Below are 14,422 nucleotides of genomic sequence, written 5' to 3'. Positions count from 1 at the left end.
CCCAGCATGCGGCCGGGCCAGCGGTGGGTACGGTCTTCGCCCCGTATCCTCGCTTCATGCGGCCGGCTTGCTGTATGGATACGCCCGCATGATTCGCAACCTGCGTGAGCTCTACCAGTACCGGGGGCTCCTGCTCAGCCTGACCCAGCGGGAGCTGAAGGCCCGGTACCGCAACTCGGTGCTCGGCTTCCTGTGGACGTTCCTCAATCCCACCTTGCAGATGGTCGTCTACTCGCTCCTCTTCACCGTCTACATGCGGCAGAAGATCGAGAGCTACACGTACTTCGTGTTCGTGGGCCTGCTGCCGTGGATCTGGTTCTCCACGTCGCTGCTGGCTGGCGCCAGCTCCATCAGTGACCGGAGGGACCTGCTCACGAAGGTCCGCTTTCCGGCGCAGGTGCTGCCGGCGACCATCATCGCCACCAACCTGATCAACTACCTCCTGTCGCTGCCGCTGATGGTGTTGTTGGGCGTGTTCCAGGGGCGCTACCCCACGTGGCACATCGTGGCGTTCCCGGTGGTGCTGCTGACCCAGTTGTGCGTGACGATGGCGCTCGTCTACCTGGTGTCCGCGCTCAACGTGACGTTCAGGGATCTGCAGCAGATCATCGGCAACCTGCTGACGATGTGGTTCTTCGTCACGCCCGTCTTCTACATGGCGAACACCATTCCGCCGGAGTTCCACACGCTGCTCGTGCTGGGCAACCCCATGGCGGTGATGACGACGTCCTACCAGGCCATCTTCTACGAGCACCGGCTGCCTGACCCCGGGCCGCTGGCGCTCTGGATGGCCATCTCCCTCGTACTGCTCTGGGTGGCCACGAACATCTTCGAGCGGAGGCGCGAGGAGTTCGCGGAGTTCGTATGACCATTGCCATTGCGTCCCCGGACGCCATCGTCATCCGCAACGTGGTGAAGCGCTTCAAGAAGAACACCATCCGGCGCGAGTACACCACGCTGAAGTCCGAGATCGTCCGCTGGCTGCGGGGCAAGCGCGACGCGGACGGCAAGTCCATGATCGAAGCGTTGCGCGGCGTGGACCTGGTGGTGCCGCGGGGAAAGACCGTGGGCGTCATCGGCCGCAATGGCTCGGGGAAGAGCACGCTCCTCAAGCTCATCACCGGCATCTACTCACCGACGTCAGGCACCATCGACATCCATGGGCGCATCTCCGCGCTGCTGGACCTGGGCGCGGGCTTCCACCCGGACTTCTCCGGCCGGGAGAACATCCTCATCAACGGCATCATCCTGGGCATGTCCCGTACGGAGATCCGCGACCGGATGGATGAAATCATCGCCTTCAGCGAGCTGGGCGAGTTCATCGACGAGCCGGTCCGCACGTACTCCAGCGGCATGTACATGCGGCTGGCGTTCTCCGTCGCCACCCACGTGGACCCGGACATCCTCATCATCGACGAGATTCTCGCCGTGGGTGACGAGCACTTCGGCAAGAAGAGCCTTGCGAAGATGACGGAGTTCAAGCGGGCCGGGAAGACCATCGTCATCGTCACGCACGACCTGGGCACGCTGGAGAGATGGTGTGACCTGGGGGCGTGGATCGACGCCGGGCGCATCCGCGAGTTCGGCCCGCCCGCGGAAGTCATTCGCAGCTACCGCCGCGCGGTGGCGCTGGCCGAGCAGCAGGGCATGGTGATGGATGCGCCCGCGCTGGCGCCGGGCGGCGGTGCGCTGCCCTCGCTGGTGCCCCCCGCGCGGCCTGCCCTGTCGCTCGGCCTGGACTCGGTCCTGCTGACGCGCAGGGATGGCACCGCGGTGGAGTCGGTGGACACGGAGGACGGCCTGGAGCTGCGCGTGGCGTTCACCGCGCGCGAGGCGGTGGCGGACCTGGGCTTCGGGGTGGAGCTGAAGCGCGCGGACGGCACCGTGGCGTACCGGACCAACACCTTCGTGGAAGGGGTGCCGCTGAACGTGGAGGCCGCGGGAAGCGGCACGGTGCGGCTGCTCATCGACCGGCTCGGGCTCACCGCGGGCGCCTATTCCTTCTCCGTCACGGTGTGCGGGAAGGAAGGGCGGAAGCTCGAGACGAGCGAGTCCACCTGTTCCTTCCAGGTGCGCTCCGGCGTGGCGGACGAGGGTGTCACGCGCCCGCCTCACCGCTGGGTGGTGGAGGGTGCCGGGGCGCGTGTGTCCCCCGTGAGGACCGTGGGCGCGTGAGCGGGCCCGGCCCGACAGCCGCGGGCGGACCCGGTGTCTGGCTGGGCATCGTGTTGTACCGCAACCCCGAGCGCGAACTGGAGCGGCTGTGCACGTCGCTCGCGTGGAACCGGGAGGCGCCGGGCGCACCCGCTTTCGGGGTGAAGTGGCTGGACAACTCGCCCGACGAGCGCCTCCGGGCGGTGGTGGCGCGCTGCATGCCGGGGGCGGACTACCGCTTCTCCGGTGCCAACCTGGGCTTCGGTGCCGCGCACAACCGGCTCATGGCGGAGGCCTTCGGCACGCCGGGCGTGCGCCACTACGTCTGCATCAACCCGGATGGCGTGTTGCATCCGGACTGCGTGCGAGCGCTGGTGGCCGAGGCGGAGCGGCGCCCGGACACCGGACTGGTGGAGGCACGGCTCTTCCCGGACGAGCATCCCAAGCCGTATGACCCGCGGACGCGGGAGACGCCGTGGTGCAGCGGCTGCGTGCTGCTCGTCACCCGCGAGGCCTACACGCGCGTGGGTGGCTTCGACGAGCGCTTCTTCATGTACTGCGAGGACGTGGACCTGTCCTGGCGCGCCCGGGCGGCGGGCCTGTCCGTCCGGGTGGCCCCGGAGGCGCGCGTGCACCACTACACCGTCACCCGCGAGCTCAGCGCGACGCGGGAGCGGATGGTGCGCCGCAGCGCGGCCCTGCTGGGGGCCAAGTACGGAGACGCGGCCTTCACCCGGGCGCGGCTGCGCGAGTACGCGGAGCTGGGCGGTGAGCCCTTTGCCGCGCCGGAGCTCGCGAAGCCGGAGCGGCGCCTGGCGCGCGTCGCGGACTTCGGCCATCACTTCGACTTCGCCCGGAGGCGCTGGTGAGCACGGGCCTGGCGCGTGAGGCGGGGGGGCTCCTGGAGACACTCGTCCTCGGGCGGGTGGGCGCCAGGGCTCGCGTGGGCCTCGTGGGCGAGGCCCGGGGCCTCGCGGGGGCGCTGCGTGAGCGCGGCTGCGAGGTGTACGAGGCCACCGGGCCGGACTGGAAGGCGCCTCCAGGCTTCTCTGCGTCCTTCGTGGTGCTCGGCGAGGAGGGCGTGGCGCGGCTGGACGCCACCGCGCTGGCGGCCCTGCGGCACGGCGCGCCGGAGGCGGAGGTGCTCTTCACCCTGCGCAACGCGGGGGCGGCCAGCGCGCTGCTGGAGACGCTCGTCGGCACCGCGCCCGCACGCCCCGGGCTCTCCGAGACGGCCCTGCTGGCGCTGCTGCGTGAGGCCGGCTACCGCGTCGCTCATCGCCAGGTGTGGCCCTGTGCCCCACGCACCACGGCCCTGGCCGAGGACGCCGAGCGGAGCCTGCGCGCGCTGCTGGCCCAGCTCTCGCCCTCCACGCAGGTGGAGGAGGGCGCCTACGCCGTGGTGCCGGATGCGCCGGCGGCGCTCGTCCCGGGGCTGCTCAGCGTGGTGCTCTGGTGTGGCGAGGCGCCGTCGCAGGGCCTGTTGGACGAGGCCCTCTTCTCGCTGGCGTGCCAGGAGCAGCACCCGCTGGAGCTCATCCTCGCCGCCCCGGAGGGGCAGGACCTGTCCGCCGCGCGGGCCCTGCTGGAGCGCTACGCCCGGCTTGGCACCTTCACCGCGCGGACCGTGCATGCCGCGCCCGGGGGCGTGCTGGCCGAGGCCGTGCGTCAGGCGCGCGGGCAGTACCTGTCCTTCCTGGATGCCCGCTGCGTGGTGTACCCGGGCCACTTCACGCGGCTCGTCCGCGCGCTGGAGGAAGGTCCGGCGGCCTGGGCGGTGGCGCGCGCCTTCCACACGGAATGGGTGCCCACCGTGGGAGGCCTGCCCTATGTGCGCGCGAAAATCCCCTTCCCCCTGGGGGAGCGGCTGGAGCTGGAGCACCTGCTGAAGGACCCGGCGCTCTTCCTCGCGCTGGTCGTCGACCGGGCCCGCGTGGGGGCCCTTCCCCTGGCCACCGATGACCCGGCCGGCGGGCGACTGCCGGACCTCCCCGTGCGGCTGGGCGCGCTCTTCGAGCCGGTCTTCGTCGCCGGCATCGCCTCGTGCGAGGTGCGCCAGGAGGGTGCGCCCGCGAGCGTTCGGGTGACGTCCCCTCCGGCGGCGGAGACGTGGCTGCTGCGCACCGTGGCCGTCTGGGAGGAGCGCGTGGCGCGGGCCCGCGAGGAGGGCTTGAGCGCCCGTGAGTTCCGCCACCGCCTCGTCGACGATTTGAACGCGCGCATCCGCGCCGTTCCCGGGGTCCACGCCACGGTGCGGGCGCTCGCGGAGCGGCTGAAGCAGCGCCGCGAGCCCTGACCCCGCCAGGGCTCCCCTGGCGGGCGGGTGACGCCTGCCGCTGCTACCGCACCACGCCCAGTAACGGCGCCGGCTGGGTCGCCCTGCCGGTGCCGAGCAGTGCGAACTCCTTCAGCGCGTCCGCCGTCTGGAGCACGGCCTTCTCCCAGGAGAGGCCGCGCACGTACTGGAAGCCCGCGGCAATCAGCCGCTGGCGCAGCGACTCATCCTCGAGCAGGCGGCAGACTTCCTGAGCGATGCCCGACACCGTGGGGGGAGCCAGCACCACGGCGCCCTCGGGGTAGGCGGCGCGGGTGCTCTCCAGGTCGATGTCCACCACCGGGCAGCCACACGCGGCCAGTTCCTGGGGCAGCAGGCTGTAGTTGGTGAAGGAGAGGCACAGCGCCACGTCGCTGGCGGAGAACACCCGCCGCAGTCCGTCGAAGTCCAGCACCCCGTGCGAGACGAAGGGGAAGGGCAGCGCCGAGGGAGGCAGCTCCGCCCCGGCGATGTGGATTTCCACCTCCGGGAAGCGCGCCTTCACCTGCCCCAGCGCCAGCGCCACCAGCTCGAAGCCCCGGCGGGTGGTGTTCGGGCGCATGTAGGCAAACACCTTGCGCTTGCCGTCACGCAGCACCGGATCCGGGTAGTAGACGTCATGGTCCACCCCGAGCTGGAAGCTCCGGGCGTGCATGCCGTACTTGGTGCGCATCAGGGACTCGAGCCACGGGCCCGCGGTGAGCCCATAGAAGCCGAAGCGGTAGGTGTCCTCGGCCAGTTGCCACTCGGCGCCCACCCCGAAGAAGGCCGGCTCGTAGTCCTGGATGAAGTACGCCTTCACCGGCGCGCAGTTGCTGGCCCTCACCCGGTAGGCGGTGTGCCAGGCGGTCGCCATGACGATGTCCGCCGGCTCCATCTCCTTGTCCTCCTCCAGATGCAGGACGGGGGCCTGGATGGGCAGGAACCAGTGGTGGACCATCGCCTGCAGCAGCAGCGGCTCGGGGGGCAGCCCGTGGCTGTCCACCATGTACACGCGGCAGCGGTGGCCCAGGCGCTCCAGGAAGTGGATGGTGCGGAAGATGGTCATGTGGCCACCTCCGCCGCGCCCGAAGGGCGGAATCACCCAGTTGATGACCAGGTGCTCCGGGTCCAGCGTGCGCGAGGCCGGAGGCGGCATCACGGCGCGGGCCCTCGGTGGCTGCGCCAGGAGGCGGTAGTGGTCCAGCTCCCACCAGCCCCGAGGCTCCTTGGCGGGCGTCCTCAGGGCGCGATGCGCCGTCAGCAGCGCCCGGGAGATGCCCTCCCGGCGGTACTCCCGCCAGCTGTGCATCACCTTGTGGCCCAGCAGGCTGACCGTGTCGAGCTGGCCGCGCGCCGCCAGGGAGCTCCGCAGCGCCTTGCGCGCGTCCCCCAGCAGGCTGGAGCCGGCCACGCGCGCGTGCGCATCCCCCTTCATCTGGTGGTGCAGGGAGATGCGGCGAGTCACGGCCTCGGGCAGCAGCTCGTGCCGGTCCCCGAGGAACCAGCCCAAGGCCTGGCCCATGTTGCGGCCTACCGCCACCGCCGCCTTGGAGAGCTTGTCCTTCTCCCTCGCGTCGGCCAGCAGCTGCTGCACGTCCTGGCGCGACTGGCGCAGGCCGTTGCTCAGCAGCCGGCGGAGGCCCGGCATGTCGGGCTCGTCGAAGTACTCGCGGTGGTAGCGCGCCTCATCGAACGTGCGGCGCGCCTGCACCAGGGGCGAGTAGTTGTGGCTGTGGCGCACCACCGAGCGGGGGGCGTACGCCTTGATGTAGCCGGCCTCCAGGATGTCCGCGGCCCACAGCTGGTCTTCCATGAACTCCACGTCCCGGTAGGGGATGCGGGTCCACACCGAGCGCCGCAGGGCGGCGTTGTTGTCGGAGAAGAACCGGTAGAAGGCCTTGTTCAGCCGGTAGTGCTCCCACCCCTCGGGCCCGGTCTTGATGCGGAACAGGGTGGTGTCGGCGCCGAAGTTGGCGAAGTGCCGCTCCAGCATGTACGCCTCGGCCGGCATGCAGCCCGGGTGAGGCGCGTGGCGGCCGAACACCCCGGCCACCTCGTCGTTCTCCCGCATCGGGGCGACCAGCTCACGCAGCCAGGAGCGGTCCGCCGGGACGGCGTCCTGGGTGATGAGCGCGACGAACGGGCTGTGGCTGTGCTGGATGCCCAGGTTGCGCGTCCGGCCATGCCCGAAGGTGCTCGGGTCGATCTCCATCAGGCGGGCGGGGAAGTCCCGGATGATGTCCAGCGAGTCATCCGTCGAGCCGCTGTCGATGCAGAGCACCTCGAAGGGGAAGTCCGTCTTCTGGTGGAAGACCGCGGCGAGACACTCGCGCAGCAGGGACCCGCCGTTCTTGACGGGGATGATGACGGTCACCAACGGGGTGTCTTGTTTCATGATCTCTGCTTGACAGTCGGCCCCTGGGCAAGGGCGGCGCCTATAGCACGCGGTTGAGAAGAGTCACAAGGAGGGGAGCGGCCCCGCCTCGTGGCCGGGCAGGAGCCTACCCGGGCCCGAGCCTGCCCACCGTCGAGGGGAGCTCCCAGGCGAGCATCTGGAGCGCCAGGGCCTCGGCGCTGCGCTCATCCGTGCGCAGCGAGCCGTCCATGGTCGCGAAGGTGAGGTTCGGGTTGTAGAAGGGGTCGCCTCGCCGCGTCCAGGGGCGGAACGCGCTGTACGAGAGCCAGGCATCCCGGTCGGGGATGGCGTGGAAGCGGCGGGTGGCGGACTCGTGGTGCACCAGGCACGCGTGAGGCGTGTACACGCACCGCAGCCCGCGCTCGACGACTCGCAGCGCCAGCTCCACGTCGCTGCCGGAGACAATCATCCGCTCTTCGTAGCCGCCGACCTGCTCGAAGACCTCGCGGCGCATCATCATGCAGGCGCCGGTGACGGCCAGGTAGTCGCGGATGCAGTCGGCGCGGCCGAAGGGCGTCCACGCCTCGTCCGGGCGGCCCCGCCAGAAGGCATGGGTCGCGAAGCCTCCGGGACCGAGCACCACGCCCGCGTGCTGGATGCTCCGGTTGGGGAAGAGCAGCAGCGCGCCCACCACCCCCACGTCCGGCCGCTGGGCCTGGGCGATGAGCTCCTCCAGCCAGCCCTCCTCGATGATCTCGATGTCGTTGTTGAGGAAGAGCAGCAGCTCGCCCTTGGCATGGCGGGCCGCGAAGTTGTTGATGGCCGAGTAGTTGAACGGGTGGTTCCAGGTCAGCTTGACGATGCGCGGGTCATCCAGCGCGTCGAGCAGCGCGTGCGTCCGGGGATCCACCGAGTTGTTGGAGACGAGGATGAGCTGCCAGTTCTCCCACCGCGTCCGGGTGCTGAAGGTGCGCCACAGCTGCTCGAGCAGCTCCGGCTTGTCCTTGAAGGGGACGATGATGGAGACGCGCGGGTTGCCCTTCACCTTCGGGCGCACGCGCAGCAGTCCGCTGGGCGCGAGCAGGACCTCGGCGTCTTCCTCGCAGCGCTTCAGGTGCTGGGTGAGCGCGACGTGGGCCGCCGCGTTGACGAAGTGGACGGAGCGCGAGGTCTCCCGGCGGTGGTAGAGCACGGTGGGCACGTGCGCCGCCGGCGTGGTGGACTCCGAGGCTCGCAGGACCAGCTCGTACAGCTCGGCGCCGTCGAAGCCCTCCTGCAGGCCGCCCAGCTCTTCGAAGGCCTTGCGGCGCATGACGAGCAGGCGCGTGGCGTAGTCACACGCGCGCTGCAGGTCGCGGCTCCAGTCCGGCTTGAAGAAGGGGCGGCAGCGGCGGCCCCCTCCATCCAGCCGGTCCTCGTCCGAGTACACCAGCTGCGCTTCGGGCCGGGCGTCGAGCGCGAGCGCCATCTCCGCGAGGGCGTGGGGCGCGAGCCGATCCGACGGGTGGATGAAGGCGAGGGCCTCGCCTCGTGCGGCCTGGACCGCCGCGTTGAGCGCGGCTGCGTGGCTGGCGATGACCGGGGAGGGAATGAAGCGCAGCCGGCTGTCCGCGGTCCACGCGGGCGGGAGGCCGCCGCGCAGCTGCTCCAGCGCCTGGGCGGAGCCCGCGATGCACAGCTCCCACAGCTCGTAGTCCTGTGCCAGCAGGGAACCGATGCACTCCCGCCAGTGTGCGGGGGGGAGCTCGCGCGCGCCCACCATCACCGAGAAGGTGGGGGGCTTTCGGAGCTGGCGGGCCGCGCGGGTGGCCGAAGCGATGCGCGCGGGCTCGAAGAGGGCGCACCACTGGCGGTACTCCTCGTCCGAGAAGGCCGGGAGGATGGCCAGGTGACGCGCCAGGGCGCGGGTGGCCTCGATGGCGAAGTGGCGCTGGGGCGCGAGCGTCTGCCTCCAGAGCTCCGGCAGGTTCAGCTCCGGCGGGCAGGGGTCGGTCAGCGCTTCCAGGCGGCGCACCATCTCCGCCGCCTGGGCGCGCGTGGGCAGCGAGTCGCCCGTGCCGGCGATCAGCATCTCGATGGCGGCGAGGTTCCAATTCCGCATGCGCTCGAGCGCCGGACGCAGTATCCGGCTCAGGCCGGCCACCCCGGAGCGCTTGAGCAGCCCCACGGCCCTGGCCACGGCCGCCTTGCGGTGGGACTGGTGCGTCCAGGAGGCGGGGTCGGCGAGCGGCTCCAGCAGCTCGCGGATACGTCCTTGGGAGGCCTCCGGGGTGGTGCTGGCGTAGAGCTCGGGCTGCGTGAGCAGGCGGCTCAGCTGCTCGTTGAAGTTGAACTGGGGCCGCAGCAGCTCCAGCTGGAACGGGCGGACCGCGCGCAGCATGGGCGAACCGTCACGCGCGCCGAAGCGCCGCTCCACCTCGCCAAGGATGTTGGAGTAGAGCGGGAGCGCGCGCGGCCCCGGGGTGAAGGACGCCGACCCCTTGGGGGCGCGCAGGCGGAGCTCGCGCAACAGCTCCAGCAGGAGCGTCTCCGGACCCGCCAGCTCGGCGGCCGTGGCATCACTGCGACGAAGGTCATCGACCAGGAGGAACTGGGTTCCCACGCGCTCCGCGAGGTCCGCGGCGGACTCGATGCTGGGAGGGGGAAGCGACCCGCGCTCGTTACTGCCGCCTTCCATGATGGTCAGTCCGGAAGATGCGCCGTTCGTCGGGCGCTGGAAAGGCTCACGCATGGAGCGGCTCTATATCATCCGACGCTGGGTGGGGAAGCCGTGCTCGGCTGGCCGCACAGGAGGCGCATGGGGACGGATGCGGGCCCGGCGAGGGCGGCGAGGAGCGGCTGATGGCGGCCATCAGGTCCGTGCGCCGGACCGGTGTGGCACCCGGGCCGCCCCTGAATGCAGACGCCTGCCCACCAGGCTGCCCTCCCAGCAGGGAAAAATCGCGGCGGAGCCTGGGCCTGCCCACCGCGACGAGGGCTCAGGCAGAGGGTCCCGGAACCGGGCGGACGACACGGGCGATGAAGATGTAGGAGTCCTGCAGTCCCAGCGTCGTCGCCACCGCACCCAGACTGTTGCCCGCCAGCGCGACCAGCGGGCGGGGGACGCGCCGCAGTGCATGGGCCCGCTCGGCGAGGCTGCCGGGCTCGAAGTCGAGGTCGCCAAAGGCATCCACGAGCTCCAATCCCACGCGCGGAAGCAGGGCTTCCATGGACGCGCGGGTGAAGTAGCTCTCATGGGGCGGGAACGTTCCGCATTGATAGAGCTGCTCCAGCAACTGCGAGGTGCCCAGGGCCGACATCAATCGGGAGGTGCGGTACAGCAGGCCGCTCGCGACGGGCACCTTCAGCACCACCCACTCCAGTTCCGGGGCGAGCTGGGTGACGAGGTGGCGGACCATGTCCGCGAGGTGCGGACCCGGGAAGTGCTCCACGACATCCAGCAGGGTGAGGATGCGGGGGCGGAACGGCAGCGACTCCAGCGGCAGGGGCCAGTGGCCGCCTTCCGGCAGGGGCAGCCGCATCGCGGGAATGCCCGCGTCGCGCATCAAGCCCACCGACAGCTCGGAGATGTCCGCGCCCGCGAGCTCGCGCACCCCGGCCTGCTGGCAGCTCTCCAGGAACCAGCCGCGGCCCGCGCCAAAGTCCAGCAGACGTGAAGGCTCGGGGATGTGCCGGCGCAGCCGCTCCACGAGGCGCCGCGCCTGGCGCTCACGCGTCGCACGCAGTGAGGCCATGAAGCCACCACTGTCGTACTGGGCATGGTAGTCCGCCGAATTCCGGGCATCGACGTGCGACGCGGCCCTGTGCCCGCACCGGGCGCAGGTGGCGACGGCGAGCCGGGCGCTCTGGAACGAGGCACGAAGCGAAGGCGAGCTACAGGTAGGACATGTCTTGTCAGGCATGACGAAGCGGGAGGCTGTATGTGGCGGATTGCCAGCGCATGGAAAGGTATGGCGGACACTCTATACAGCGGGTTCCGGCGCTCAACCCAGAAGCGTCCCATGGAGCCTGTCCAGGGCCTCTGCCACGGGTCCTCATCACCACCGGTTGGGGGGCACGGAGCCTGACTGGCTGCCTCCCGAGGGGCGCTACACATACAGTGTGGCTGGCCTGCTTCGCGGCGGCGATGGAAGCCCCTGCTTTTTCAACCGCGGAACATCCGGTAGAAGTCGGCCCACCGGCACCTCCACTCCAGAAGCCATGAGCCCAATGCACTCGAAACACCTGGTCGTCCTGCTCGCCTACAACGAAGAGGCCTGTATCGCGGAGACCATCTCCGAGGTCCGCCGCGTCGTTCCGGGCGTCGATGTCCTGGTCGTGGACGACGGGTCCGCGGACGCGACGGCCGTCATGGCGCGCCGCGCGGGGGCGGTCGTCGTGAGCCATCCCTTCAACCTGGGGGTTGCCGCGGGCGAAGCGACCGGCCTCCTCTTCGCCGAGCGCCACGGGTATGCGGCGCTGGTGCGAATCGACGGAGATGGTCAACACGACCCGGCCTTCATCGCCCCCCTGCTGGCCCGGGTGGACGACGGAGCCGACCTGGTCATCGGCAGTCGCTTCGCGGGACTGCAGAGCTTCCGCTCCACGGGGCTGCGGCGCTTCGGCAACCAGTTCCTCGCCCGGCTGCTCACGACGCTCTGCAAGCGGCCGGTCACGGACCCCACCTCGGGCTTTCGCGGGTTCAGCGCGCGCGCCATTGCCTTCTTCGGCGAGACGCACCCGCACGACTATCCCGAGCCCGAGAGCATCCTGATGGCCGCACGCCAGGGCTTCCGCATCGACGAGGTACCGGTGCAGATGCGGCCGCGGCGCACGGGGACCAGCTCGCTGACCCCCTGGCGCTCCGCCTTCTACATGATCAAGGTCTCCTTCGCGCTCCTGTTGGAGCGGGTGCGCACCACATGAACCTGTCCCGTTCGAGCTTCGTCGTCCTCGCGTTTGCCGCGGTGTTCGCGCTGGCGGTGCTGCTGACTGCACGGCGCATGCGCACCACCGAGCGCCATACCTTCACGTGGCTGGCGGTGTGCTTCGTCATCGCGGCACTGGCCGTGTGGCGCCATGCCATCGACGAGATTGCCGCCGCGATGGGCATCTTCTACCCGCCCTCCGCGCTCTTCTTCGGCGCGCTGGCCGTGCTGCTGTGGCTCGTCTACCGCGTCACGCTCACCGTCGCGGAGCAGCGCCAGCAACTCAAGCGCCTCGCCCAGGAGGTCGCGCTGCTTTCGGCGGAGCACCCGCGCGAGGACGCCTCTTCTCGCTAGCGTCCCGCTGCCGGTGAACCGCCGTCCGGTGCAAGAACCGGCCGGCCGCTTCGGCCCGCGGAGCGCTCCGCTCCACCATTTCTCCCGGAGTACGACGTCCTCATGAATCAGCTTCTCAAGCGCGTTCCCCCTCGCGCCTGGATTGCCGCGTTCCTGGTGCTCAGCGCCGCAATCTATGTCGGCAACACCTGGTCTCCGTCCTCCTACGCCATCATGCTCCGCCGGCTCGAGGCTCCGGATGACGGGCGGGTGGATGGCATTCCGCGCTCCATCCGGTCGGACGAGTGGGCGGTCATCACGCCACTGACCCAGGCCACGGTGAACAACGGGCTGAAGCGCTACAACGCGACGTCCTACTACCAGGAGGATTTGCGCTCGACGTACTCGATGCCGATCCTGGACTGGGGACTGGCCTTCAAGCCGTCCATGTGGCTCTACCCCCTCGTCAACGCCGCATACGCCTACTCGTTCCACCACTTCACCATCACCGTCCTGTTCCTGTTCGGGTACGCGCTGTTGTTCATGCGGCTGGGCATGCGGTGGCTCCCAGCGGGACTGCTCTCCGTCCTGCTCTTCTTCACCGGCTTCACGCAGACCTGGTGGACGACCATCGGGCCCAATCTGGCCTATTACCCCTGGCTGCTGTGGACGGTGCTCTGGGAAGGTCCCCTGCGGGTCCGGGTGCCCCTGTTCTACTGGCTCGCGGCCTGCTGCATGCTGTCGAGCTTCTATCCGCCCCTGCTCATTCCGCTCGCTTTCGTCGCCGTGGTGCTGCTGCTGGCGTTCGCTCCCAGCACGCTCCGCCGCCCGCGCCCGCTGATTGGCTTTGCCGTGGCGGCGGGGCTCGCCTGCTTGACCGCGGTGCTCTATCTGCAGGACTGGCTGCGCGCGACGCTGCACACCGTCTATCCGGGCCTGCGCCGGGTGGGAGGGGGCGACTTCCAAATGGATCGCCTGCTGATGATGGTGTTTCCCACCTCGCGCATCCACCGCCACGAGCCGCTCATCACCTGGACGAACATCTGTGAGCTCTCGGTCGTGGGGACGTTCTACTTCCTCATGATTCCCTGCTTCTTGAACTGGGCGGGGCTCGGTCGTGCGTGGCGGCAGGGGCGGCTGCGGCCCGTCTACTTCCTGCTGCCCGCCTTCCTGATGATGGCGGCCTGGCTGTGGCTGCCCGTGCCCCCGTGGATGGGCATGCCGCTGCTCTGGAATCAGGTGCCCCCCTCCCGCATGGCGTTTGCCTTCGGATTCCTCTTCCTGGTGATGGGGTATGTGATTGCCGAGCAATCCGGGATGGTGTTGAGCCCGCTGCGGGTGCTCGTCTTCAGCGCGGTCGTCTTCGGGGCTTGGTACCACTTCAAGCTGTCGCTGCACGGCCTTGGATTGTGGGAGTCCCGGAAGGATGTCGCCATCATCATTCCGGTGGCCATCGGGCTCGTCGGCACGATGATGGGACGCTTTCGTGGGCACGATGCGCACCCACTGCTGCTGGGAAGCGCCGCCGTCATCGCGGTCGCGACCTTCGCCTCCTTCAATCCCTTGCAACGGGCCTGGCCCATCTTCAACCGTCCCCAGACCGAGAGGCTGCGCAATCTCGACATCACCGCCGAGCTCGCCCCCGACAAGCGCCTGGTGGTGGGGGGCTACGAGGGCGCGTTGCTCAATGGCCTGGGCTACCGCTCCGCGTCCCATGTCCTGCCCACGCCGCAGGTCGAGTACTTCCATCGCATGATGCCGGAGTTGTCGGAGGCGCGCGTCAACGAGGTCTTCAACCGCTACGCGCACATCACGCTCACCAACTCGCTGGAGCCCCACGTCATCGGGCCGGACGCGGTCGCGGTCCCCGTGCGCATCTTCCAGACTCCTCGAGAGCGCGAACGGTGGATCGTGTTCTCACCCTCCACCCGTGCGCCTCCGCCCCAGTCTCCTCCCGCCATCGGTGAGCGTGAGGCGGGCTTTGTCGACGACGTGCGCCTCGAGGACCACGCGCTCACCATTCGCGGCTGGGCGCCGTGGGTCGGACTGACGGGACGCCAGGGCCTGAAAATCTATCTGTCCCACCCGGCGATGGAGGCGAGCCTCGAGTCCGAGCCCCGGCCTGACGTCATGGCAGCGAACCCCGGTCAGGGCTTCAGCCATAACGGCTTCGTGGCGCGGCTCACGCTCCCACCGGAGCTCCCGCTCCCGCCCGCAGAGGCGCTCCGCGTCTGCGTGGTCGCCGTGGACCAGGACACGGGCGATGCGATGCATCTGCGCTTCAGCGGGGATGCGGCGGCCGCACCCGGCCCCGGAGTCGAATGCCCCCCGTCAGCCCCTCTCCAGACGGCGACGCAGGCGCCCTGAGGCCGGCGG

Annotated in this window: 10 protein-coding genes; 7 read left to right on the top strand and 3 right to left on the bottom strand. The window is 69.9% G+C overall.

The features are described 5' to 3' along the window. Positions 1-88 precede the first annotated feature (88 nt). Genes G4D86_RS34125 through G4D86_RS34110 form a run of 4 tightly spaced genes read left to right on the top strand, consistent with a single transcriptional unit; the run spans position 89 to position 4,450 of the window. Positions 89-868 (top strand): ABC transporter permease, encoded by a 780-nt coding sequence (locus tag G4D86_RS34125; RefSeq protein ID WP_163998297.1) that lies wholly within the window; start codon positions 89-91, stop codon positions 866-868. Beyond that, positions 865-2,175, top strand: coding sequence for an ABC transporter ATP-binding protein (locus G4D86_RS34120; protein WP_163998296.1), 1,311 nt, complete (start codon positions 865-867; stop codon positions 2,173-2,175). The genes G4D86_RS34125 and G4D86_RS34120 overlap by 4 nt, the downstream gene beginning before the upstream one ends. Beyond that, positions 2,172-3,023, top strand: coding sequence for a glycosyltransferase family 2 protein (locus G4D86_RS34115; RefSeq protein ID WP_163998295.1), 852 nt, complete (start codon positions 2,172-2,174; stop codon positions 3,021-3,023). The genes G4D86_RS34120 and G4D86_RS34115 overlap by 4 nt, the downstream gene beginning before the upstream one ends. Then, positions 3,020-4,450, top strand: coding sequence for a glycosyltransferase family A protein (locus G4D86_RS34110; protein ID WP_163998294.1), 1,431 nt, complete (start codon positions 3,020-3,022; stop codon positions 4,448-4,450). Before G4D86_RS34115 ends, G4D86_RS34110 begins: the two co-directional genes overlap by 4 nt. Before the next feature lie 43 nt (positions 4,451-4,493). Here G4D86_RS34110 and G4D86_RS34105 read toward each other — a convergent pair whose 3' ends face one another. The 3 genes from G4D86_RS34105 to G4D86_RS34095 form a co-directional block, all read right to left on the bottom strand. Then, on the bottom strand, positions 4,494-6,845 hold the full coding sequence (locus G4D86_RS34105) for a rhamnosyltransferase WsaF family glycosyltransferase (RefSeq protein ID WP_163998293.1): 2,352 nt from the start codon (positions 6,843-6,845) through the stop codon (positions 4,494-4,496). Positions 6,846-6,951: 106 nt separating this feature from the next. Continuing rightward, a complete protein-coding gene (locus G4D86_RS34100; RefSeq protein WP_163998292.1) occupies positions 6,952-9,537 on the bottom strand; it encodes a glycosyltransferase family 2 protein in 2,586 nt (861 codons plus the stop codon). A 247-nt stretch (positions 9,538-9,784) separates the two neighbouring features. Continuing rightward, positions 9,785-10,540 (bottom strand): class I SAM-dependent methyltransferase, encoded by a 756-nt coding sequence (locus G4D86_RS34095; RefSeq protein WP_163998291.1) that lies wholly within the window; start codon positions 10,538-10,540, stop codon positions 9,785-9,787. A gap of 475 nt (positions 10,541-11,015) precedes the next feature. Here G4D86_RS34095 and G4D86_RS34090 point away from each other — a divergent pair, with 475 nt between their 5' ends. The 3 genes from G4D86_RS34090 to G4D86_RS34080 all read left to right on the top strand — a co-directional run bounded on the left by G4D86_RS34090 (position 11,016) and on the right by G4D86_RS34080 (position 14,413). Beyond that, positions 11,016-11,711, top strand: a complete 696-nt coding sequence (locus G4D86_RS34090) for a glycosyltransferase family 2 protein (RefSeq protein ID WP_163998290.1) — start codon at positions 11,016-11,018, stop codon at positions 11,709-11,711. Then, entirely contained in the window at positions 11,708-12,067 is a 360-nt protein-coding gene (locus G4D86_RS34085) for a DUF2304 domain-containing protein (protein WP_240360618.1), read from the top strand. Before G4D86_RS34090 ends, G4D86_RS34085 begins: the two co-directional genes overlap by 4 nt. Before the next feature lie 102 nt (positions 12,068-12,169). Further along, a complete protein-coding gene (locus tag G4D86_RS34080) occupies positions 12,170-14,413 on the top strand; it encodes a DUF7657 domain-containing protein (RefSeq protein ID WP_163998289.1) in 2,244 nt (747 codons plus the stop codon). The last annotated feature ends 9 nt before the right edge of the window (positions 14,414-14,422 follow it).

It is taken from the genome of Pyxidicoccus caerfyrddinensis (assembly GCF_010894405.1).
In the GTDB taxonomy this organism is placed as follows: Bacteria; Myxococcota; Myxococcia; order Myxococcales; family Myxococcaceae; genus Myxococcus; species Myxococcus caerfyrddinensis.
This window is presented reverse-complemented; position numbering and strand designations above follow the sequence as displayed.